The organism is Kitasatospora sp. NBC_01560 (assembly GCF_045208415.1).
Taxonomy (GTDB): Bacteria; Actinomycetota; Actinomycetes; order Streptomycetales; family Streptomycetaceae; genus Kitasatospora.
Genome location: NZ_CP109364.1, coordinates 3679673 through 3701922, shown reverse-complemented (window position 1 = coordinate 3701922; position 22250 = coordinate 3679673). Strand labels below are relative to the sequence as shown.

The following is a 22250-nucleotide window of genomic DNA, read 5'->3' as shown; positions in this document are numbered from 1 at the left end:
TCCCGGCCCTACCGCGAGGCGGCGCGCTGCAGCGCGCTGGCCAGCAGGGCGAGGTCGGTCGGGCCGTTGCCCAGCTCGCGGACCGGCCGCCGGGCCGGCGGGGCGCCGAGCTGGAGCGGGTCGATGGCGACGACGGTGGGCCGCAGGGTCGCGGTGCGCGGGATGCGGCCGCTGATCCGGGCGGTCTGGAAGGCGGTGACACCGCCGTCGGGCAGCCGCAGGTAACCGCGGCCGGGGGTGTCCTCGCCGAGCGCGGCGGCGTCGCCGAGGTGGATCAGCAGGTCGGAGTCGGCGGGGTCGTCGGTGCGCAGCGCGATCCGGAGCAGCGCGGCCTCGTCGACCTCGGTGCCGGCGCTCTCCTCCGGGCGGCCGGTGGTGACGGCCAGGTGGACGCCGAGCGGGCCGCCGCGGCGGGCGACGGCGGCCAGCGCCCGGGTGAGCGGCCGGCCGGCCGGGGAGGTCGGTGCCAGCAGCGCGTCGTAGTCGTCGACCACGACGACCAGCCGGGCCGGTACGGGCGGCGGTACGGGTGCGACGGCGGGCCGGGGGGCGTCGCCGCCGCTGCGCGGCTGGACGACCCGGGCGGTGGTGGTGGTGCCGGCGGCGCCGACGACGGCGGGCACCGGGACGGCCGGGCGCGCGGCGTCCGGTGCCTGCTCCCCGGCGAGGCCGCGCGCCCCGTCCACGCCCCGGTCGCCGTCGAGGATCCGGGCCGCGTGCCAGGAGGCGAAGTCCAGGCCGTCGAAGAGCCGCTCGCGCAGCGCGAGTTCGTCCTCCAGAGCCTCTGCGGCGAGCAGCGCGGCGCGCGGGTCGGCGGCGGCGTTCAGATGGCCGGTGACGTGCGGCAGCTCGGTGCAGCCGTCGAGGCCGTCCTCCACCGCCCGGCCCTCGATGATCGTGACGGCCAGCCGCTCGGGCCGCTCGGAGACGGCGAGCGAGGCGACCAGGGTGCGCAGCAGCTCCGTCTTGCCGGAGCCGCGCGCGCCGCCGATGAGCAGGTGCGGGCCGCCCGGGTCGGGGGAGGGCAGGGTGAGCTCGGGGTCGGCCAGGTCGAGGGTGCAGAGCTCGTCCCGGGTGGTGCCGAGCAGGGCGGAGGCGGCGCCGATGCCGCCGGCGTGCGCCGACCAGCGGGCGGAGAGCTTCGCCGGGGTGACGGTGTCGAGCTGCAGCAGGTCGAGCAGGCGCAGTGCGTCGGGCAGCGGGCCGCGGGCGGCCGGGACGGCCTCGCGCAGCGGGGCGAGGACGCGGGCCAGCCGTTCGGCCCAGGCGTCCGAGACGGCGTCCAGCGAGACTTCGTGCAGCGTCTCGCGGCCGCGGGCGACCGGCCGGTCCAGGGAGAGCTGGGTGCCGACCTCGCCGGTGATCAGGGCGGTGGCGCCGAGGCCGCGCGGCAGCAGTTCGGGCTGCTCGGCCAGGCAGACCGGGAAGATGCCGACGGCCGGGCCCTGGCGGATCAGCAGGTCGAGGGCGTGCCGGGCGGCCTCGGTGGCGGGCCGGCCGTCCACCACGACCACGGTCGCGGGGTGGCCGCCGAGGCCGGCCGGGCCGCTGAGCCGGGCGGTGAGCTCGGCGAGGCGGGCGGTGGCCTGGTCGTCGTCGAGGCCGATCAGCAGCCGGCAGTCCTGCCCGTCGGCGGGCCGCAGGTGCGGCAGCCAGAGCGCCCAGGCCCAGGTGTCGGCGCGGTCCTGGACGGGCCGGGCCGGGTCGGCGTCGACCACGACGAGGCTCAGCCCGGTGGGCGGGTGCAGTGCGGCGAGCTGGGCGACGACGGCGCGGGTGAGCGCGTCGAGGCGTTCGCGCGGGCCGCTCAGGCCGAGGCTGCCGGCGGTCTGCAGGTCGAGGGTGACGGGGACGGCGGGCAGCATCGTGCCCGGGGTGGTGCCGGGGCCGCCGGGGCGGTCGGCGGTGCCGAGGCGCAGGGTCAGCGCGTCGGGGTGGCCGGGGCCGCGCTCCCAGAGCCGGGGGCCCGGGCCGAGCGCGTTGAGCAGCAGGGTGGCGAGGTCGGGCCAGCGCTCGCGCTGCGCGGCGGCCTGCCGGGTGCGGACGGCGGCGTGGTGGCGCTCGGCGCTCTCCTGGCCGGACGGCTCGGCGGCGGTGCGGCCGAGCCGCAGGGAGAGCAGGCCGCGGCTGCGGCCGGCGGCGGGCTCGGGCGCGGCGGGCGGCTCGGACACGGCGGGTGCGGGCCGGGCCGGGCCGGGCGGGGCGAGCTGGAGGTGGCCGTGGCCGTCCGGCAGTGCCGCGCGGGCGGGCGGTCCCGAGGCGTCCCGGGGGTCGGTGGCGGCCAGCTGGAGGGTGGACTCGCCGATCCGCAGCAGGCCGGTGCCGTCGAGCGGGACGGCCTCCTCGGGCGGCGCGGGCGGGACGATCCGGCCGTCCAGGGTGGTGCCGTTGGTGGAGCCGAGGTCGCGGACGGTGACCTGACCGTCCGCGCCGAGGTGGAGGGCCAGGTGGAGCCGGGAGACGTCCGGGTCGTCGAGCGGGACGTGGGCCTCGCCGGAGCGGCCGACCCGGATCTCCCGGCCGTGCAGGCGGTGGACGCCCCCGGCGTCGGGGCCGCCGACCACCCGCAGCTCGGCGGCGGCCGGGCCGTCGTCCGGGTCGTCGGCGGTCGGGTCGGGTTCGTTGAGGCTGAGGACCGCGCCGTCGAGCAGCGGGGGGTGGCCGAGCAGGGTGTGCTCGTCCACCCGGTGCGCCCCGGCGTACAGGTGCACATGGGTGGCGGCCCGTGGGCCGCGCACGCCCACGGCGCCCGCGAGGGCGCCCGCGAGGGAGCCGAGCGCGGTACCGACGGGGGCGGTGACCAGCACGTCCACGTAGGGGATGGCGGAGCCGGCGACTGCCGGGCCGCTGCGCGGTCGGAGGACGGTCAGCCGGATCTGCATCTCGCCCGCGGTCCCTTCTGCTGGTGCTGAGGCCTGGTGCCGCTGCTCGCTGCCCGGGCCGGTGCGGCCGGCCCGGCGGCGCTCGGCGCCCTGCGGGCCGCCGTGGCGGCACTGGGCCACAAGAGTGGCGACTGTCATCCTGCCATCCGTCACCGACAGTCCGCGCACGGTACAGGATTTGACGATCTTGCGATCATCGCCATGGTGGGGGCGACGGGGAGTCAGGTCAACCGGCGGCCGCCGGGCCCCGGCCGCCGGCCCCGGTCGGCCCCCCGGGGGATGTCCGCCGGACCGCTGCCGAACCCCTCGCCGGTCGCCCCGAAAACGTGAACAGTCACCGTTAGAGTGGCCGGAACACGGGCCCGGCAGGCTCACCGCACCTGCGGAGGAGCGCCCCGCGCGGGCGGCACGGCGAGGAGTGCGACAGGTGCGGCCAGTCGGCAGCAAGTATCTGCTTGAGGAGACCCTCGGACGGGGGGCCACCGGCACCGTCTGGCGCGGACGGGTGCGCGCGGATGCCGCGGTGCCCGGCAGCGAGCCCGGACAGCTCGTCGCGATCAAGGTGCTGCGCGAGGAGCTCGCGGCCGACCCCGACGTGGTGATGCGCTTCCTGCGGGAGCGCTCGCTGCTGCTGCGGCTCACCCACCCCAACATCGTCAAGGTCCGCGACCTGGTCGTCGAGGGCGAGCTGCTGGCCCTGGTGATGGACCTGGTCGAGGGCCCCGACCTGGCCCGCTACCTGCGCGGCAACGGCCCGTTCAGCCCGATCGCCGGCGCCCTCCTGATGGCCCAGGTCGCCGACGCCCTGGCGGCCAGCCACGCCGACGGCGTCGTCCACCGCGACCTCAAGCCGGCCAACGTGCTGCTCGCCTCCCTCCTGGTGGACGGCGTCGAGCAGATGCACCCGATGCTGACCGACTTCGGCATCGCCCGGCTCGCCGACTCCCCGGGCATCACCCGCACCCACGAGTTCGTCGGCACCCCTGCCTACGTCGCCCCGGAGTCCGCCGAGGGCCGCCCGCAGACCTCCGCGGTCGACGTGTACGGCGCCGGGATCATGCTGTACGAGCTGGTCACCGGCCGGCAGCCGTTCCAGGGCGACGGCCCGCTGGCCGTCCTGCAGGCGCACCTGGCCCAGGAGCCGCAGCGCCCGTCGACCATGCCCGACCCGCTGTGGACGGTGATCGAGCGCTGCCTGCGCAAGGACCCGGCGCAGCGGCCGAGTGCCGTCTCGCTGGCCCGCGCGCTGCGGGTGGTCGCGGCCGGGGTCGGCGTGCACGCCTCCCCGGCGGCGGTGGACGCGGCGCTCGCCGTCGGCGCGCTGCTGCTGCCGGACCCGCAGCCGGCCGCGGTGCCCGGTGCCGGGTCCGGCGGCGTGCTCGGTGGCGTGCCCGGCGGTGTGCCGGACGCCTTCGGCGGCCTGCCGGCGGCGGAGGACCGCACCCAGGTGCTCCCGGCCGGGCAGCCGGGCCGGCACTACGACCCGGCCGCCGCGACCGCCGTGATGGGCACCCAGCCGCCGCCTCCGGCCCCCTACGGCGCCGCGGACCGCACCCAGGTGATGCCGCCGACCGCCGTCCCGCCGGTGCCGTCCGGCCCGCCGCAGCCCGAGGCGCCGCACCCGTGGCAGACCCAGTTGCGCGCCGCCCGGGACCGCAACCAGCAGACCGAGATCGGCTACTTCGCCCCGGAGGACTTCGAGGCCCCGCCGGTGGCCCCGCCGCCGTTCCAGGCCGGCCAGGGCGGTCACGCCGGGCAGGGCGGCCAGGCCGGCGCCCGCCCGCCGGGCCCGCAGGGCTACCAGCCGCAGCAGCCGCCCCCGGGCGGCTACCGGCAGGCCCCGCCGCCCGGCTACGCGCAGCGCCCGCCGGTGGCCCCGCCGCCCTACCGGGCCGGGCCGGACGGCCGGCCGGCGCAGGGCGGGCGTCCGCAGCCGCCCGGCGGCTACAACCAGCCGCAGCACGACTACCAGCAGGCCCCGCCGCCGCCCGGCTACGGCCGGCCGCAGGGCCGTCCCGCGCAGCAGCCGCCGGGCCACGGCGCGGCCCCGGCCGCCGCCCCGCGCCGGGCCGAGCCGCCCGCGCCGCAGCACCGCGAGCCCCCGCAGCGGCGGGAGGCGCCGCCGCAGCCGGCCCGCCGCGAGCCGGCCCCCGCCCGTGAGCCGCGCCCGCGCAGCCGCAACCGGATGTACATCCCGGGCCTCGGCTGCCTCAAGGGCTGCCTGATGGTCCTGCTGGTGCTGGCGGTGGCCGCGGTGGCGCTGTGGAACTTCACGCCGCTGCCGCAGTACTGGGCCGACATCCAGGGCTGGTTCGGCAGCGCGAGCGACTGGGTGAGCAACCTCCTCGACAGTTCGAAGAACTGACCGCGGGGCCCGGCCGCCGGGCCGGGGCCGGGCCCGGCAACGACATTGACGCTTTGTCGACAATCCGCAAGATTTCTTGCCCGTCAGTGCCCGCCGGACCCCCTCAGGCGGCCCGCGGAGGGGGTTCGGGCGCGTAGGTTGGTCGCTGTTGTCCCGCCCCACCGAGCGCACCGGACCCTCCCCGGAGCGCTCCCGCCGCCCACGGAGCAGCATTGGCACGCAAGATCGGCAGCCGCTACACCGTCCACCAGGTGATCGGCCGGGGCTCGGCCGGGACGGTCTGGCTCGGCGAGGGGCCGGACGGCCCGGTGGCGGTCAAGCTGCTGCGCGAGGACCTCGCCGCCGACCAGGTGCTGGTCGGCCGCTTCGTCCAGGAGCGCGCCGCGCTGACCAGCCTCGACCACCCCCGGGTGGTCGGCGTGCGCGACATGGTCGTCGACGGCAGCGACCTCGCCCTGGTCATGGAGCTGGTCCAGGGCACCGACCTGCGCTCCCGGCTGGAGCGCGACGGCGCGCTCGCCCCGCAGACCGCCGTCTCGGTCATCGCGGACGTCGCCGACGGCCTGGCCGCCGCGCACGCCGCCGGGATCGTCCACCGCGACGTGAAGCCCGAGAACGTTCTGCTCGACCTCGCCGCCGCCCCCGGCCCCGGCGGGGCGCCGCGCGCCAAGCTCACCGACTTCGGGGTGGCCCGGCTGGTCGACGCCCCGCGCCGGACCCGCGCCACCCGGATCATCGGCACCCCGGACTACCTCGCCCCCGAGATCATCGAGGGCCTCGAACCCCGCGCCGCCGTCGACATCTACGCCCTGGCCACCGTGCTGTACGAGGTGCTGGCCGGCTTCACGCCGTTCGGCGGCGGGCACACCGGTGCAGTACTGCGCCGGCACGTCACCGAACAGGTGCCGCCCGTCCCCGGGCTGCCGGACGGCCTCTGGCGGATCATCGCCGAGTGCCTGGCCAAGGCCCCGGCCTCCCGGCTGCGCGCCGCCGAGCTGGCCGCCCGGCTGCGCGAGCAGCTGCCCGCGCTGGCCGGGCTGCCGGTGCTGGCCGTCCCGCAGCAGGGCCGCGCCCCGGCCGAGGAGGCGCTGACGCCCGGCGAGGCGGTCTACGCGGAGGTGGACGCCGGCCCCGGCACCCACAAGCGCCGCCGCGGCCCGGCCGTCCCGCTGGTCCCCGGCGCCGCCCCGGACTCCACCCGGGACACCCACACCAGCCTGCGCCGCCCCTCCGCCCAGGAGCTGGCCTCCTACGCCGCCGAGTCCCGGGCCCAGCGCACCGTCCCGGCGGCCCACCGCCGGGACCGCCAGGCGCTGCTGCGCCGCCGCCGGGTGCTGGCCGTCCTGCTGGCCACCGTCCTGCTGCTGGCCGGCGCGGCCGCCGCCTGGACGGCCTTCGCCGCGACGGCCCCGGACGCCGGGCAGCCGCCCCGGCCGGCCGTCCACTCGGCTCCGCCGCGGGCCCCGTAGCGGGCCTCCTGCCCCCGGTGTCGTCAAGAGCCCCCCCGGGGGCATTACCCTGGGTGCGTGGCAGCCGTCGATCCTTCCGAAGAGCTCAAGAACCTCGACACGACCATGGGGTCGATCGAGGCCGTCCTCGACCTGGACAAGATCCGGGCCGACATCGCGCGTCTGGAGGAGGAGGCAGCCGCCCCCGACCTGTGGGACGACCTCGCGAACGCGCAGAAGGTCACCAGCCGACTCTCCTTCCTCCAGGGCGAGGTGCGCCGTGCCGACGGCCTGCGCAACCGCATCGACGACCTCGGCGTCCTGTTCGAGCTCGCCGAGGCCGAGAACGACGCGGACACCCGCGTCGAGGCCGAGCAGGAGCTGGGCTCCCTCAAGAAGGCGGTCGAGGAGCTGGAGGTCCGCACCCTCCTCTCCGGCGAGTACGACGCCCGCGAGGCGCTGATCAACATCCGCGCCGAGGCCGGTGGCGTGGACGCCGCCGACTTCGCCGAGCAGCTGATGCGCATGTACCTGCGCTGGGCCGAGCGGCACGGGTACCCGACCGAGGTGTACGACACCTCGTACGCGGAGGAGGCCGGTATCAAGTCCGCGACCTTCACCGTCAAGGCCCCGTACGCCTACGGCACCCTCTCGGTCGAGCAGGGCACCCACCGTCTGGTCCGCATCTCGCCGTTCGACAACCAGGGCCGCCGGCAGACCTCGTTCGCCGGTGTCGAGGTGCTCCCGGTCGTCGAGCAGTCCGACCACGTCGACATCGACGAGTCGGAGCTCCGCATCGACGTGTACCGCGCCTCCGGCCCCGGCGGCCAGGGCGTCAACACCACCGACTCGGCGGTGCGCATCACGCACCTCCCGACCGGTGTGGTGGTCTCCTGCCAGAACGAGCGCTCGCAGATCCAGAACAAGGCGTCCGCGATGAACGTCCTCCAGGCCAAGCTGCTGGAGCGGCGCCGCCAGGAGGAGCGTGCGGCGATGGACGCGCTCAAGGACAGCGGCAGCTCCTGGGGCAACCAGATGCGCTCCTACGTGCTGCACCCGTACCAGATGGTGAAGGACGTCCGCACCGAGTACGAGGTCGGCAACCCGCAGGGCGTGCTGGACGGCGACATCGACGGCTTCATCGAGGCCGGCATCCGCTGGCGCAAGCAGCGCGAGACCGCCGCCAACTAGCAGGCGCGCGGACAGCACGGCGAAGGGCCCCCGACCGGAAGCGGTCGGGGGCCCTTCGCCGTGTCGTTCGTCGGGGCTAGGCCAGGGCCTGCCGCGCGATCAGCACCACCGCGAGCAGCCCGGCCAGCAGGGCCAGCAGCATCGCGGGGGAGAGTGCGGCGAACGGGCCCTGCTGCTCCTGCAGCCGGGCCCGGTTGGCACGGCACACCGGGCAGCGGCCGTCGCTCACGCGGCCGTTGCAGTTGGCGCACACCAGATGGTCGCAGGTCATGCGATCTCCTCCTCGCTGCTACAGCCAACGCACCGGACGGGGCTTTGGTTCCTGTTCTTGCCCTGTGCGGGGGAGCGGCCGACCCCGGCCGCCACCTCCACTCTGCCAGGTTCTGGCGGTTCCGGCCCCCGGGCTGTGAGATGCCTCCAAATTATCTGGGCATAACCGGGCATTCTCTCCCAATTTCCGGCTCCTGTCGCGGTCGGGCCCTGCGAGCCGGTCGCGGCTTCGCGTATGGTCCCAAGCCGGGAGCGGCCTTCCCCGCTCCCTCCTCCCGCCCCCGGGCCGGGCGCCCGGGGTGGACCGACCGAGGACTGGCGCCGCCTAGGATGGCCTCCGTGATGCAGCCGTGATCAGATTCGACAACGTCTCCAAGACCTATCCCAAGCAGAACCGTCCCGCCCTGGACAACGTCTCGCTGGAGATCGAGAAGGGTGAGTTCGTCTTCCTGGTCGGCTCGTCCGGCTCGGGCAAGTCCACCTTCCTCCGCCTGTGCCTGCGCGAGGAGCGCCCCAGCACCGGTGAGGTGCACGTGATGGGCAAGGACCTGGGCAAGCTGTCCAACTGGAAGGTGCCGCAGATGCGGCGCCAGCTGGGCACCGTCTTCCAGGACTTCCGCCTGCTGCCGAACAAGACGGTCGCGCAGAACGTGGCGTTCGCCCTCGAGGTGATCGGCAAGCCCAAGAGCGCCATCAACAAGGTGGTGCCCGAGGTGCTCGACCTGGTCGGCCTCGGTGGCAAGGAGGACCGCATGCCGGGCGAGCTCTCCGGTGGTGAGCAGCAGCGCGTCGCGATCGCCCGGGCGTTCGTGAACCGCCCGATGCTGCTGATCGCGGACGAGCCCACCGGCAACCTCGACCCGCAGAACTCGGTCGGCATCATGAAGCTGCTCGACCGGATCAACCGCACCGGCACCACCGTGCTGATGGCCACCCACGACCAGGCCATCGTCGACCAGATGCGCAAGCGCGTCATCGAGCTCGACAAGGGGCTGCTGGTTCGGGACCAGGCCCGCGGCGTCTACGGCTACCAGCACTGATCCTCCAGCGCTGTCCCGTGGGCCACCGGCCCGTCCCGCCCGACCAGCTGTACCGACCCTGGAGTTGTTGAACGCATGCGCGCCCAGTTCGTCCTGTCGGAGATCGGTGTGGGTCTCCGCCGCAACCTGACGATGACCATCGCGGTCGTCGTCAGTGTCGCGCTCTCCCTCGCCCTCGCCGGTGCCTCGCTCCTGGTCCGTGACCAGGTGAACTCCATGAAGGGGTACTGGTACGACAAGGTCGAGGTGAGCATCTACTTCTGCACGAAGTCGGACGCCCGCAACTCGCCGCAGTGCCAGAGCGGCGCGGCGACCGACCCGCAGATCGCCGACATCAAGTCCCAGCTCGAGAAGATGGACTCGGTGGTCCAGTCGGCGACCTTCGAGGACTCCGCCGAGGCGTACAAGCACTGGAAGGAGATGAACCCGGACAACCCGCTCATCTCCGTCCTCGGCCCGGAGGCCATCCCGCAGTCCTGGCGGGTCAAGCTCAAGGACCCGACCAAGTACGACGTCATCCAGAGCGCCTTCGCCGGCAAACCCGGGGTGAAGTCGGTCGAGGACCAGCGGAAGATCCTGGAGAACCTCTTCGGCCTGCTGAACGGCCTCCAGACCGCGGCCTTCGTGATCATGGTGCTGATGCTGTTCGTCGCCCTGCTGCTGATCGTCAACACCGTCCGGGTGTCGGCGTTCAGCAGGCGGCGCGAGACCGGGATCATGCGCCTGGTCGGCGCCTCGAACTTCTACGTCCAGATGCCGTTCATCGCCGAGGCCGCGTTCGCCGCGCTGCTCGGCGCCGTGATGGCCTCCGGGCTGCTGCTCGGCGGGCACTTCTTCGTCCAGAACTGGCTGGCCGACCGGGTGCAGTTCATCCACTTCATCGGGCTCTCCTCGGTGCTCGCGGTGATACCGCTGCTGGTGGTGGTCGGTATGGGCATGGCCGGCGTCGCGGCGTTCTTCACCCTCCGGAAGTACCTGAAGGTCTGACCGGAGCGGGCCCCGACAGGCCGACGGCCCCGGACGGCACTGCGCCGTCCGGGGCCGTCGGCGTTCCGCCGTCAGCCGTTCCGGCCCGTCGCGTCACGTGCTGCGCCTACACTCCGATGCCATGCCAGAAACTCCGCGCAGAGCACGTCAGGCGGCCACCCTCAGCCTGGTGTTCGGTGCCGTGCTGCTGGCCGGGGCCGCGACCGGCGCCTGGGGCGACCCGGGCACACCGGCGCACCGCCCGTCCGCCGACGCGGCCCCGGCCGCCCGCGCCGCCGCCGCACCGGGCGCCCTGGCGGCCGGCCAGGACCCGGCCGGCGCCGCGCTCTCCGAGCAGCAGGCCGAGCGCCTGATCGGCGCCAACGGCGACCGCTGGGGCGCCTACTACAGCGCGCAGGAGTACGCGGAGTTCAGCCAGGGCCTGGACGGCCGCTACCTCGGGGTGGGCCTCTCGGTCGGGCGCGGCCAGGACGGCGTCACCGCCGTCTCGCAGGTGCAGCCGGCCGGGCCGGCCGCCGAGGCCGGCATCGCGGCCGGCGACCGCCTGCTGCGGGTCGACCAGGACCAGGCCGACCGGCTCCCGGTGACCGAGGTGGTCGCCCGGCTGCGCGGGCGCGAGGGCGAGCGGCAGGCGGGCTCCGAGGTCACCCTCGCCGTCCAGCGCGGCGACGGCGACGTCCGGGAGGTCCGGCTGCGCCGGGCGCTGCTGGACAGCCAGCAGGTCGCCGTCGAGCGGCTGGACAAGGGCGTCCTGCGGATCACCGTGCGGGCCTTCACCAGCGGTGTGGCCGAGCAGGTGCGCGCTGCCGTCGCCGGCGCGCACGCCGGGGTGGTGCTGGACCTGCGCGGGAACTCCGGCGGGCTGGTCGAGGAGGCCGTCGGGACGGCCGCGGTCTTCCTGGACGGCGGACCGGTCGGCTCGTACCAGGACCGCGGCGGGACCCGCGAGCTGACCGCCCCGCCCGGCGGCGACCAGCGCACCCCGCTGGTGGTGCTGGTGGACGGCGGCACCATGAGCGCCGCCGAGCTGCTCGCCGGCGCCCTGCAGGACCGCAGCCGGGCTGTGGTGGTGGGTGCCCGTACCTTCGGCAAGGGCACCGTGCAGCAGCCCAGCCGGCTCGCCGACGGCGCGGTGCTGGAGCTGACCGTCGGCCGCTACCACACCCCGGCCGGCCGCTCCCCGGAGGGCACCGGCCTGACCCCGGACGTGCCCGCCACCGCCTCCGAGGACGCCGGCGCGCTTGCCCTGCGGGTGCTGGCCGGCCTCGGCACCCGGGCCTGACCCGCCGGGTAAAGGGGCTGCTGACCGGTGGGCCGAGGTGCGAGAATGACGGCGCTATGGCAAAGGAAACCGGACACAAGCTGATCGCGCAGAACAAGAAGGCGCGACACGAGTACACCATCCTCGACACCTACGAGTGCGGTCTCGTGCTCACCGGCACCGAGGTCAAGTCACTGCGCGAAGGGCGGGCCAACCTGGTCGACGGGTACGCCTACATCCAGAACCACGAGGCGTGGATCGACAACGTCTTCATCCCCGAGTACACCCAGGGGACGTGGACCAACCATGCCGCGCGGCGCAAGCGCAAGCTGCTGCTGCACCGGATGGAGATCCACAAGATCGAGGCCAAGGTCCGGGACGCCGGGCACACCCTGATCCCGCTGTCGCTGTACTTCAAGGACGGCCGGGTGAAGCTCGAACTCGCACTCGCCGTCGGCAAGAAGCTGTACGACAAGCGCCAGACGCTGCGCGAGAAGCAGGACACCCGCGAGACGGCCCGCGCGGTGGCGGCGGCCCGGCGGCGCCAGAGCTGATGCCGGCCGCGCCGGAGTTAATCCGCTGGACCCTCGCCGGTCGCCTCGCGTAGTATGGCGCCAGCACCACGGACGGCAACGTCCGAGCTGTTTCTCAAAAAAACATGGGGATGATCGGTTTCGACAGGGGAAGTCGAAACAGGAGAAGCGAGCCGAGGAACGCGGCAATGATCTCGTTAACCATCTGTCGCAAAAAAATAATCGCCAACTCTAAGCGCGATTCCCAGCAGTTCGCTCTCGCTGCCTAATAAGCACCGATAGCGCTTGGGTGTCAGACCGGGGAGTTCCCGACCCGGACCCTGGCATAATCTAGGGAACTCAACCGTCCGCCCGGGCTGCGGGGGTGGATGGGAAATCAAACAGCAGCTGGGCCTGTTGGCGGCTTGTCCGCGTGACTGCCAGGGCCGAGAAAATCACAGCGGACTGCGCTCGGAGAAGTCCTGAATCCACTCCACTGGACCCGGGTTCGATTCCCGGCATCTCCACAACCCCATGTTGCACGGCGAAGGCCGCCCACCGTTCCGCGGTGGGCGGCCTTCGCGTTTTTCGCCGGCCCGTCGTTCCCGCCCGAACACGCGGCCGGGCGCCCGCCGCTGCATGTTCCTGCCGTCCCGGTGCGGCGCAGGAGGCCGGTCGGGGCGTAGGATCTTCTGTCCGCTCGTTTCCCAGAGCGGGGACTCCCGCCGCTAACACCGAGGCCATGCAGAGCAAGCAGATCAAGACGGACACCACCGCCGCCATCGCCGCCGCCGACGCCGAAACCGTCCGCGAGCGCGAGATCGCCGGCGAACAGCACCACCTCGACACGGTGTACCACCGCCTGGAGGAGAAGCTCGCCGAGGCCGAGTACGTCCTGGAGGACGCCGCCAAGCGCGTGCAGGTCGGCACCCCCGGCGCGCTCGCCGAGCGCGACGCCCAGGTCTACCGGGCCGGTGCGCACCTCCAGCGGCTCAACAACGAGTTCGAGGACTTCCTGTTCGGCCGGATCGACCTCCAGCAGGCCGACGCGCCGGAGGAGCACGGCATCCCCTCCGACACCCCGCTCGACCCGGCCGACCCGGCCGTCGCCGAGACCCTCCACATCGGCCGGCTCGGGGTGCTGGACGCCGAGTACGGCCCGCTGGTGATCGACTGGCGGGCACCGGCCGCCGCGCCGTTCTACCGGTCCACCCCGCTGGAGCCGGGCCGGGTCATCCGGCGCCGGGTGATCCGCTCCAAGGGCCGCCGGGTGATCGGTGTCGAGGACGACCTGCTCCGCCCCGACCTCACCCCGACGCTGGGCGGCCGGGAGCTGGCGGTGGTCGGCGACGGCGCCCTGATGGCCTCGCTCGGCCGGGCCCGCAGCCACTCGATGCGCGACATCGTCTCGTCCATCCAGAAGGAGCAGGACGAGGTGATCCGGGCCGCCGCGGCCGGGGCCACCCTGGTCACCGGCGGCCCGGGTACCGGCAAGACCGCCGTCGCCCTGCACCGCGCCGCGTTCCTGCTCTACCAGGACCGCCGCCGCTACGCCGGGGGCATCCTGGTGGTCTCCCCGACCCCGCTGCTGGTCTCCTACACCGAGGGCGTGCTGCCCTCGCTCGGCGAGGAGGGCCAGGTCGCGATCCGGGCGGTCGGCTCGCTGGTGGACGGCATCGAGGCGGGCACCTACGACACGCCGGAGGCGGCCCGGGTGAAGGGTTCGGCCCGGATGGTGCAGCTGCTGCGCCGGGCCGCCCGCGGGGCGCTGGAGCTGGGCGCGCCGCAGGAGCTGAAGGTGGTCGCCCGCGGCGAGGTGCTGCGGCTGGACGCCGGCCGGCTGAAGGCGGTGCGCGGCAACGTGATCGGCGCCGGCGGCACCCCGCTGAACCTGCTCCGCCCGCGCGCCCGCCGGCTGCTGCTGGACGCGCTCTGGCAGCAGGCCGTCCGGCACCTGCCGAAGCCCGCCGACCACTACGCCCGGGAGCAGCGCCAGGAGGAGCGGGAGGCCTTCGACGACTACGTGTCGGACGAGGCGCCGTTCCTGGACTTCCTGGACGCCTGGTGGCCCGCGCTGACCCCGCGGCGGGTGCTCGGGACGCTGAAGCAGGCCCGGCACATCAACCGGATCGCCCGCCGGGCCGTCACTCCCGACGAGGCGAAGGTGCTGGCCGGGTCCTGGCGGCAGCTGTCCGAGCGCGGCGAGGGGGCGCTGTCCGCGCACGACGTGGCGCTGGTGGACGAGCTCCAGCTGCTGCTCGGCGAGCCGGCCCGGCCGAAGATCCGCGAGGTGGACGCGGTGGACCTGCTGAGCGGGCTGGACGAGGTGACTACCTTCGCCGACCGCAACTCCAGACAGCGCGAGCGGGTGCCGGTGGAGCGCACCGAGTACGCGCACATCATCGTGGACGAGGCGCAGGACCTCACCCCGATGCAGTGGCGGATGATCGGCCGCCGGGCCCGCACGGCGACCTGGACGATCGTCGGTGACCCGGCACAGTCCTCCTGGCCGTTCCCCGAGGAGGCGCAGGGCGCGCTGGACGAGGTGCTGTCCGGCAAGCCGCGCCGCCGGTACACGCTGACCGTGAACTACCGGAACCCGGCCGAGATCGCCGAGGTGGCGGCCAAGGTGCTGGCGCTCGCCGCGCCCGGCACGCCGTCGCCGAGCGCGGTGCGGCACGTCGGGGTGGAGCCGCGCTTCGCGGCCGTGACGGACCCGTCGCCGGAGGCCTTCGGCGCGGCGGCCCGGGCCGAGCTGGAGCGGCTGCTGGCCGAGGTGGACGGCACCGTGGCGATCGTGGTGCCGATGGACCGCCGGGCCGAGGCGGCCGGGTGGATCGCGGGCCTGGGGGAGCGCGCGGTGGCGCTGGGCAGCCTGGAGGCCAAGGGCCTGGAGTACGACGCGACGGTGGTGGCGGACCCGACCGGGATCGCCGGCGAGTCGGAGGCGGGGCTGCGGGTGCTCTACGTGGCGCTGACCCGCGCGACCCAGCGGCTGACGGTGCTCTCCGGTCCGGACGACCTGCCGGACGCGAACGGCGTGCCGGCGCTGCTGGACGGCTGACCGGGCCGGCCGGGCCGGCCGGCCGAGGGCTGACCGCCCGTCGGCCGCCGGCCCGGTCGGTGCACGAAGAAGGCCCCTCACCGACGGTGAGGGGCCTTCAGACGTTAATGACACCGACCCGCCATGCTCGCCTCGCGGCAAGTGGTCCCTCGAAGGGACGAAGGTTGGGCCCGGGGGCTTGGATCGAGCCGGTGTCCCGTCCAATGTAACGCATCGGCCCCCGGGGGCAAGAAGAGCGGGCCGGTCTTGTCGGATCCGCACACTCAATGAACGTTATTTCTGACTTCCCCCTGGCAGGTGCGACGATCGAGGTCTAGCATGCGCTGCGTGCCGCTTCAACGTTTTGTTGAAGGATGCCCGGCGCGCAGACACCCTCAGTGGACGGAAGAAGGACGTCGATGGCGACGGTGCCCAGTGTCTCCAACTCGATCACGGTGCGGCTGGAGGTCCCGGCCCGGGGCAACGCCGTCAGTGCGATCACCACGGCGGTCGAGTCCTCCGGCGGATCGGTCACCGGTCTGGACGTCACCGCGTCCGGCCTGGAGGCTCTGCGGATCGACGTGACGGTGGCCGCGTCCTCGGTCGCCCACGGCGAGGAGATCGTCGAGAAGCTGCGCACGATCGACGGCGTGTCGATCGGCAAGGTGTCCGACCGTACCTTCCTGATGCACCTCGGCGGCAAGATCGAGATGTCGTCGAAGCTGCCGATCCGCAACCGTGACGACCTCAGCATGATCTACACCCCGGGTGTCGCCCGGGTCTGCATGGCCATCGCCGAGAACCCCGAGGACGCCCGCCGCCTCACCATCAAGCGCAACAGCGTCGCCGTGGTCACCGACGGCTCCGCCGTGCTGGGCCTGGGCAACATCGGCCCGGCGGCCGCGCTGCCGGTGATGGAGGGCAAGGCGGCCCTGTTCAAGCGCTTCGCCGGGATCGACGCCTGGCCGATCTGCCTGGACACCCAGGACACCGACGAGATCGTGGCCATCGTGAAGGCGATCGCCCCGGGCTTCGCCGGCATCAACCTGGAGGACATCTCCGCGCCGCGCTGCTTCGAGATCGAGGCCCGGCTGCGCGAGGCGCTGGACATCCCGGTCTTCCACGACGACCAGCACGGTACCGCGATCGTGGTGCTGGCGGCGCTCACCAACGCGCTCAAGGTGGTCGGCAAGGACATCGCCGACATCCGGGTCGTCATGTCCGGTGCCGGCGCCGCCGGTACCGCGATCCTCAAGCTGCTGCTGGCGGCCGGCGTCGAGCACGCCACCGTCGCCGACGTGCGCGGCGTGGTCCACCAGGGCCGTGAGGACCTCAACGACTCGCTGCGCTGGATCGCCGAGCACACCAACCGCTCGGGCCGCACCGGCACCCTCAAGGAGGCGGTGGCCGACGCCGACGTCTTCATCGGCGTCTCGGCCCCGAACGTCCTGGACGGCGACGACATCGCGACCATGGCGGCGGGCGCGATCGTCTTCGCGCTGGCCAACCCGGACCCGGAGGTCGAGCCGGCCGTCGCCCGGCAGACCGCCGCCGTGGTGGCCACGGGCCGCAGCGACTTCCCGAACCAGATCAACAACGTGCTGGTCTTCCCGGGTGTCTTCCGCGGCCTGCTGGACGCGCAGAGCCGCACCGTCAACACCGAGATGATGATCGCCGCCGCCCGGGCGCTGGCCACCACCGTCGCGGACGACGAGCTGAACGCCAACTACATCATCCCGAGCGTCTTCCACAAGGACGTCGCCAAGACGGTGGCCGCCGCCGTGCGGGACGCGGCGCTGGCCGGGGCCCAGGACGACCCGGTGCCCTCGCGGCCGACCCCGGGCATCGTCGGCACCCTCGACACCTCGTCATTTCCCACCGTCAAGCTCTGACGGAGGCTCCGTGACACGTGTCGCGGATCGGTCAAATGACCGAATAGCGTCCTTACCCACCCAAGCCCGCCCCGAACCCTTGCGACACAAGGGCGAGGGGCGTGTTTGGGCTTGTCGTGCCTAGGGCGTACGGTAGCCCTGCACGGGGCAGGCGTGTCCGACAAGTACGGAACGTCCCCCTGGTCTTCCGGCGTGTCGTCCTGACCGCCGCCCGCGCCCGGTCCGCCGGAGCCGACGGAGCGTCACACCTCCGGCGGGCGGGCGTTGTTCGGGTGGCGCGGCCGGGGCCCGATTGGCTTTCTCGGGGCCGGTCGGGGCAGGATTCGTATCCGGGCAGGCAGGCGGGCCTTCGACGGCACCGGCGCCGCGGCACGGGGTTACGAACCCGGCCTGCGACCACGCATTGCCTAATGAGCACTGTGTGCGGACCTGCGGCCTATCCGGGTGCTCCCGGAGGGAGTACCGATGGGCCCCCGTACACCGCAAGCGAACAGACCACAGGAGTACACATGAACCGCAGTGAGCTGGTGGCCGCGCTGTCCGAGCGCGCCGAGGTGACCCGCAAGGACGCCGACGCCGTTCTGGCCGCCTTCGCCGAGATCGTCGGCGAGGTCGTCGCCAAGGGCGACGAGAAGGTCACCATCCCCGGTTTCCTGACCTTCGAGCGCACCCACCGCGCTGCTCGTACCGCCCGCAACCCGCAGACCGGCGAGCCGATCCAGATCGCGGCCGGCTACAGCGCCAAGGTGAGCGCCGGCTCCAAGCTGAAGGAAGCCGCCAAGGGCGCCTGAACCACCCCTTGAACGCCCGAGAGGCCGGGCTCCCCGTGAGGGGGGCCCGGCCTCTCGCCGTTGCGCGGGAGCCGGTCAGGCGGTGACCAGGCGCTCGCTCGGCAGCTCGACGTGCGCGCCGAGGTCGCGGAGCTTGTCCATGAAGTTCTCGTAGCCGCGGTTGATCAGGTCGATGCCGTGCACGGTCGAGGTGCCCTCGGCCGCCAGCGCCGCGATCAGGTACGAGAAGCCGCCGCGCAGGTCCGGGATGACCAGCTCGGAGCCGATCAGCTTGGACGGGCCGGAGACCACCGCGGAGTGCTGGAAGTTGCGGGCGCCGAAGCGGCACGGGGTGGCGCCCAGGCACTCGCGGTACAGCTGGATGTGGGCGCCCATCTGGTTCAGCGCGCCGGTGAAGCCGAGCCGCGACTCGTACACCGTCTCGTGCACGATGGAGAGGCCGGTCGCCTGGGTCAGCGCGACCACCAGCGGCTGCTGCCAGTCGGTCTGGAAACCGGGGTGCACGTCGGTCTCCAGGGCGATCGCCTTGAGCTCGCCGCCCGGGTGCCAGAACCGGATGCCCTCGTCGTCGACCTCGAAGGCGCCGCCGACCTTCCGGAAGGTGTTCAGGAAGGTCATCATCTCCAGCTGGCGGGCGCCGCGGACGTAGATGTCGCCCTTGGTGGCCAGTGCCGCGCAGGCCCAGGAGGCGGACTCCAGGCGGTCCGGCAGCGCGCGGTGGTTGTAGCCGGAGAGCTCGTCGACACCGGTGATCAGGATGGTCCGGTCGGTGCCCATGGTGATGATCGCGCCCATCTTCTGCAGGATGCAGATGAGGTCGACGATCTCCGGCTCGACGGCCGCGTTGCGCAGCTCGGTGACGCCCTCGCAGAGGACGGCGGTGAGCAGCACCTGCTCGGTCGCGCCGACCGACGGGTAGGGCAGCTCGATCCGGGTGCCGCGCAGCCGCTGCGGGGCGACCAGGTAGGTGCCCTGCGGGTGCTTCTCGATGGTGGCGCCGAACTGGCGGAGCACCTCGAAGTGGAAGTCGACCGGACGGCCGCCGATGTCGCAGCCGCCGAGGCCCGGGATGAAGGCGTGGCCGAGGCGGTGCAGCAGCGGGCCGCAGAACAGGATCGGGATCCGCGAGGAGCCGGCGTGCGCGTCGATGTCGGCGACGTTGGCGCTCTCCACGTGCGAGGGGTCGAGGATCAGCTCGCCCTCCTCGTCGCCGGTGCGGACCGTCACGCCGTGCAGCTGGAGCAGGCCGCGGACCACCTTGACGTCGCGGATGTCCGGGACGTTGCGCAGTCTGCTGGGGCCCTGCCCGAGCAGCGCCGCGACCATGGCCTTGGGGACCAGGTTCTTCGCACCACGGACGCGGATCTCGCCTTCGAGCGGGTTTCCGCCGTGAACCAGCAGGACGTCGTCGGTCATCGTTCTCGCAATCCGGGGTGCCAGAGGAGTGGGTGCGGCTCCGGGTCGGGAGCCGGGCGGTGGACCGGTCGTACGGGCGCGTTCGGGCCCCCGGTGTGACCGAGTCGGCACCGTAGAAGGGCGTCCACCATCAGTAGATGGTAGTAGGCGTCCCGGTGGTTCCCGTGAGCCTCTCCCGTGATGGTGCTCTCTTGGAGTGGTGCACCGCCCGCCGACGCGTCCGTACGGGTGTTCGCGCGGCGCCGTGGCGGCCGTCCGGGCGGCCTTCGTGTTGCGGTGTCCGCCCCTGGCGGTTCTGCGGGATCATGTGAGGCATGACGGCGGCCCATTCGCACGGAGACCGGTCCCACACCGGTCGTTTGCTCGTCGCGACCCCCGTGCTCACCGACCCGAATTTCGCGCGGGCGGTGGTGCTCCTCCTCGACCACGACGTCGAGGGGGCGCTCGGCGTCGTCCTGAACAGACCCACGCCGGTCGAGGTGGGCAGCGTGCTGGACGGCTGGGGCCGGCTGGTCGGGCCGCCGGCCGTGGTGTTCCAGGGCGGGCCGGTGGCGCTGGACTCCGCCCTCGGCCTGGCCGTGGCGCCGGGCGAGCCGGAGACCGTCGAACCGCTGGGCTGGCGCCGGGTGCACGGAGCGATCGGTCTGGTGGACCTGGAGGCGCCGCCGGAGGTGCTGGCGGGGGAGCTGGGCGGGCTGCGGATCTTCGCCGGCTACGCCGGCTGGTCACCGGGCCAGCTGGAGACGGAGCTCGGCTCCGGCGCCTGGTACCTGGTGGACTGCGAGCCGGGCGACATCTCCAGCCCGGAGCCGGACCGCCTCTGGCGCGCGGTGCTGCGGCGCCAGCGGGGCCCGTTGGCACTGCTCGCGACGTACCCGGACGATCCCACGCTGAACTGACGTGCGAGCGCCGCGGGCGCGACACTGGCCGGGTTTCCCGGGGCCCCCATAGACTTGGCACCCATGAGCACTCTTGAGCCCGAGCGCGGCCTCGGCACCGGCACCCTGGTCGAGCCCGTCCCCCAGGTGTCCAACGGGGACGGCGACCACGAGCGCTTCGCCCACTACGTCCAGAAGGACAAGATCATGGAGAGCGCGCTCTCCGGATCCCCGGTGGTGGCGCTCTGCGGCAAGGTGTGGGTACCCGGCCGCGACCCGAAGAAGTACCCGGTCTGCCCGATGTGCAAGGAGATCTACGACGGCATCGGCAAGCCGCAGGGCGGCGACGAGAACAAGTAGCCCGGCCGGTCCGACTCGGTCCGGTCCGGGCGGCGCGCGGCGGCCGGACCGCCGGGCGGCGGTGCCCCGCGGTGCGGCGGGCGGCCGCCGCGCTGCACGGCCGCTGTGTACACGGGCCGTTCTGCACGTGGCCATTTTGCATAGCGGTCATTTCGCCCAGTGGTCTATGCCAATGGAGCAGGCCCGGGCCAGGATGGCGGCATGGACCTCATCCCCGCACCCTTGAGTTCCGTCCGCCTCCAGGACCAGGACTTCCCCCTCGACCGCGGCACCACCCTCACCGCCCCGCCCGGCCTGGCCGGCGCCGAGCGGTGGCTGCGGAGCTCGCTGACCGCCGCGACCGGACTGCCGCTCGCCCCCGGGCGGCCCGGCGAGGGGATCGAACTGGTCCACGACGGGACGCTGGCCGGCGAGGCGTACCGGCTCTCGGTGCGCCCCGGCCACGCCGTGATCACCGCCGGCGGCCCGGCCGGCGCGCTCTGGGGCGCCCAGACGCTGCGCCGGCTGCTCGGCCCGGACGCCTACCGCCGGGCCCCGCTGCGCGACGGCGGCTGGGTGCTGCCGGGCGGCGACATCGAGGACGCCCCCCGCTTCGCCTGGCGCGGCGCGCTGCTGGACGTCGCCCGGCACTTCCTGCCCAAGGCCGACGTGCTGCGCTTCGTCGACCAGCTCTCCGCCCACAAGCTCAACGTGCTGCACCTGCACCTGACCGACGACCAGGGCTGGCGGGTGGAGATCAAGCGCTACCCGAGGCTCACCGAGCAGGCCTCCTGGCGGGAGCGCTCGATGGTCGGCTACCGGGCCGCCCAGCGCCGCGACGACCGCCCGCACGGCGGCTTCTACACCCAGGACGACGTGCGCGAGATCGTCGCCTACGCCGCCGAACGGGCGATCACCGTCGTGCCGGAGATCGACCTGCCCGGCCACTCGCAGGCCGCCATCGCCGCCTACCCCGAGCTGGGCAACACCGACGTGGTGGACACCGCGGCGCTCGGGGTCTGGACCGACTGGGGGGTCAGCCACAACGTGCTGAACCCCTCCGAGGCCACCCTGCGGTTCTTCGAGGGCGTCCTGGAGGAGGTGCTGGAGCTCTTCCCGTCCGACTTCGTCCACCTCGGCGGCGACGAGTGCCCGAAGGAGCAGTGGAAGGACAGCGCGGCCGCGCAGGCCCGGATCCGGGAGCTCGGCCTCTCCAACGAGGACGAGCTGCAGAGCCACGTCATCCGGCACTTCGACCGCTGGCTGGCCGAGCGCGGACGCCGCCTGATCGGGTGGGACGAGATCCTGGAGGGCGGCCTGGCCCCGGGCGCGGCGGTCTCCTCCTGGCGCGGCTACGGCGGCGGGATCGCCGCCGCGCAGGCCGGGCACGACGTGGTGATGTGCCCCGAGCAGCACGTCTACCTGGACCACCGGCAGGCCCCGGGCGAGGACGAGCCGGTCCCGGTCGGCTTCGTCCGGACGCTGGAGGACGTGTACCGCTTCGAGCCGGTGCCGGCCCAGTTGGACGAGGCCGCGGCCCGCCGGGTGATCGGCACGCAGGCCAACCTGTGGAGCGAGTTCATGGACAGCGCCCGGGACGTCGACTACCGGGCCTTCCCGCGGCTCGCGGCCTTCGCCGAGGTCGCCTGGTCGGCGCTGCCGGCCGACCCGGCCGCGCGCGACTTCGCCGGCTTCGAGCGGCGGATGACGGCCCACCGGGCGGTGCTGGACGCGCTCGGCGTCGAGTACCGGCCGGACGGCGGGCCGCACCCGTGGCAGCGCCGGCCCGGGGTGGCCGGCCGGCCGATCGAGGGCCCGCCGCCGGCGGTCTGACGCCGGCGGGGCGGCGCGCGGAGGCGCCCCCGGTGCACTGCCCGGTGCACTGCCCGGCGCGCCGCCCGGTGGGCGGCCCGCCCGGGGAGTGGTGCGCCGGGG

General features: G+C 73.9%; 16 protein-coding genes and 1 other RNA gene. 14 read left to right on the top strand and 3 right to left on the bottom strand.

The window, feature by feature from the left end:
• Positions 1–8: 8 nt before the first annotated feature.
• Complete coding sequence (locus OH807_RS15895) at positions 9–3020, bottom strand: FtsK/SpoIIIE domain-containing protein (protein ID WP_406199015.1); 3012 nt, start codon at positions 3018–3020, stop codon at positions 9–11.
• A 289-nt stretch (positions 3021–3309) separates the two neighbouring features.
• Between OH807_RS15895 and OH807_RS15890 the strand changes: the two genes are divergently transcribed.
• The 3 genes from OH807_RS15890 to prfB all read left to right on the top strand — a co-directional run bounded on the left by OH807_RS15890 (position 3310) and on the right by prfB (position 7886).
• Positions 3310–5247 (top strand): protein kinase domain-containing protein, encoded by a 1938-nt coding sequence (locus OH807_RS15890; RefSeq protein ID WP_406199013.1) that lies wholly within the window; start codon positions 3310–3312, stop codon positions 5245–5247.
• Between the two features lie 212 nt (positions 5248–5459).
• On the top strand, positions 5460–6716 hold the full coding sequence (locus tag OH807_RS15885; protein ID WP_406199011.1) for a serine/threonine-protein kinase: 1257 nt from the start codon (positions 5460–5462) through the stop codon (positions 6714–6716).
• 57 nt (positions 6717–6773) lie between these two features.
• On the top strand, positions 6774–7886 hold the full coding sequence (gene prfB / locus OH807_RS15880; protein WP_406199009.1) for a peptide chain release factor 2: 1113 nt from the start codon (positions 6774–6776) through the stop codon (positions 7884–7886).
• A gap of 76 nt (positions 7887–7962) precedes the next feature.
• On the opposite strand, the gene OH807_RS15875 is transcribed toward prfB, so the two are convergent.
• Positions 7963–8157: a hypothetical protein gene (locus OH807_RS15875; RefSeq protein WP_196947458.1), complete on the bottom strand. Its 195-nt coding sequence runs from the start codon at positions 8155–8157 to the stop codon at positions 7963–7965.
• A gap of 349 nt (positions 8158–8506) precedes the next feature.
• Between OH807_RS15875 and ftsE the strand changes: the two genes are divergently transcribed.
• The 8 genes from ftsE (at position 8507) to OH807_RS15835 (ending at position 17682) form a co-directional block, all read left to right on the top strand.
• The gene (ftsE, locus tag OH807_RS15870) at positions 8507–9196 is read left to right on the top strand and encodes a cell division ATP-binding protein FtsE (protein ID WP_406199005.1); all 690 of its coding nucleotides are present in this window, start codon (positions 8507–8509) and stop codon (positions 9194–9196) included.
• 75 nt (positions 9197–9271) lie between these two features.
• On the top strand, positions 9272–10183 hold the full coding sequence (gene ftsX / locus OH807_RS15865) for a permease-like cell division protein FtsX (RefSeq protein WP_406199003.1): 912 nt from the start codon (positions 9272–9274) through the stop codon (positions 10181–10183).
• A gap of 121 nt (positions 10184–10304) precedes the next feature.
• The gene (locus OH807_RS15860) at positions 10305–11465 is read left to right on the top strand and encodes a S41 family peptidase (protein ID WP_406199000.1); all 1161 of its coding nucleotides are present in this window, start codon (positions 10305–10307) and stop codon (positions 11463–11465) included.
• A 56-nt stretch (positions 11466–11521) separates the two neighbouring features.
• Positions 11522–11998, top strand: a complete 477-nt coding sequence (gene smpB, locus OH807_RS15855) for an SsrA-binding protein SmpB (protein ID WP_406198997.1) — start codon at positions 11522–11524, stop codon at positions 11996–11998.
• A gap of 106 nt (positions 11999–12104) precedes the next feature.
• Positions 12105–12486, top strand: a transfer-messenger RNA (tmRNA) gene (ssrA, locus tag OH807_RS15850).
• 212 nt (positions 12487–12698) lie between these two features.
• Positions 12699–15020, top strand: a complete 2322-nt coding sequence (locus OH807_RS15845) for a HelD family protein (RefSeq protein ID WP_406198994.1) — start codon at positions 12699–12701, stop codon at positions 15018–15020.
• A 398-nt stretch (positions 15021–15418) separates the two neighbouring features.
• Positions 15419–16891: an NAD-dependent malic enzyme gene (locus OH807_RS15840; protein WP_406198992.1), complete on the top strand. Its 1473-nt coding sequence runs from the start codon at positions 15419–15421 to the stop codon at positions 16889–16891.
• A 509-nt stretch (positions 16892–17400) separates the two neighbouring features.
• Positions 17401–17682 carry an HU family DNA-binding protein gene (locus tag OH807_RS15835; RefSeq protein WP_030059737.1) on the top strand — a complete coding sequence of 94 codons (282 nt, stop codon included), beginning with the start codon at positions 17401–17403 and terminating at the stop codon, positions 17680–17682.
• Between the two features lie 75 nt (positions 17683–17757).
• Here OH807_RS15835 and murA read toward each other — a convergent pair whose 3' ends face one another.
• The gene (gene murA / locus OH807_RS15830; protein WP_406198989.1) at positions 17758–19098 is read right to left on the bottom strand and encodes a UDP-N-acetylglucosamine 1-carboxyvinyltransferase; all 1341 of its coding nucleotides are present in this window, start codon (positions 19096–19098) and stop codon (positions 17758–17760) included.
• 314 nt (positions 19099–19412) lie between these two features.
• On the opposite strand from murA, the gene OH807_RS15825 reads away from it, so the two are divergent.
• From OH807_RS15825 to OH807_RS15815, 3 genes are all read left to right on the top strand, one after another.
• Entirely contained in the window at positions 19413–19997 is a 585-nt protein-coding gene (locus OH807_RS15825; RefSeq protein WP_406198986.1) for a YqgE/AlgH family protein, read from the top strand.
• Between the two features lie 63 nt (positions 19998–20060).
• A complete protein-coding gene (locus OH807_RS15820; protein WP_406198983.1) occupies positions 20061–20336 on the top strand; it encodes a DUF3039 domain-containing protein in 276 nt (91 codons plus the stop codon).
• A 201-nt stretch (positions 20337–20537) separates the two neighbouring features.
• Positions 20538–22148, top strand: coding sequence for a beta-N-acetylhexosaminidase (locus OH807_RS15815; RefSeq protein ID WP_406198981.1), 1611 nt, complete (start codon positions 20538–20540; stop codon positions 22146–22148).
• Positions 22149–22250: the final 102 nt, after the last annotated feature.

What these genes read in the sequence shown, in the direction of transcription:
- OH807_RS15895 (WP_406199015.1), bottom strand. Translation starts at nt 3,020, where the DNA reads ATGACAGTCGCCACTCTTGTGGCCCAGTGCCGCCACGGCGGCCCGCAG.
- OH807_RS15825 (WP_406198986.1), top strand. Translation starts at nt 19,413, where the DNA reads ATGACGGCGGCCCATTCGCACGGAGACCGGTCCCACACCGGTCGTTTG.
- OH807_RS15820 (WP_406198983.1), top strand. Translation starts at nt 20,061, where the DNA reads ATGAGCACTCTTGAGCCCGAGCGCGGCCTCGGCACCGGCACCCTGGTC.
- smpB (WP_406198997.1), top strand. Translation starts at nt 11,522, where the DNA reads ATGGCAAAGGAAACCGGACACAAGCTGATCGCGCAGAACAAGAAGGCG.
- murA (WP_406198989.1), bottom strand. Translation starts at nt 19,098, where the DNA reads ATGACCGACGACGTCCTGCTGGTTCACGGCGGAAACCCGCTCGAAGGC.
- ftsX (WP_406199003.1), top strand. Translation starts at nt 9,272, where the DNA reads ATGCGCGCCCAGTTCGTCCTGTCGGAGATCGGTGTGGGTCTCCGCCGC.
- OH807_RS15860 (WP_406199000.1), top strand. Translation starts at nt 10,305, where the DNA reads ATGCCAGAAACTCCGCGCAGAGCACGTCAGGCGGCCACCCTCAGCCTG.
- OH807_RS15845 (WP_406198994.1), top strand. Translation starts at nt 12,699, where the DNA reads ATGCAGAGCAAGCAGATCAAGACGGACACCACCGCCGCCATCGCCGCC.
- OH807_RS15875 (WP_196947458.1), bottom strand. Translation starts at nt 8,157, where the DNA reads ATGACCTGCGACCATCTGGTGTGCGCCAACTGCAACGGCCGCGTGAGC.
- OH807_RS15840 (WP_406198992.1), top strand. Translation starts at nt 15,419, where the DNA reads ATGGCGACGGTGCCCAGTGTCTCCAACTCGATCACGGTGCGGCTGGAG.
- OH807_RS15835 (WP_030059737.1), top strand. Translation starts at nt 17,401, where the DNA reads ATGAACCGCAGTGAGCTGGTGGCCGCGCTGTCCGAGCGCGCCGAGGTG.
- OH807_RS15815 (WP_406198981.1), top strand. Translation starts at nt 20,538, where the DNA reads ATGGACCTCATCCCCGCACCCTTGAGTTCCGTCCGCCTCCAGGACCAG.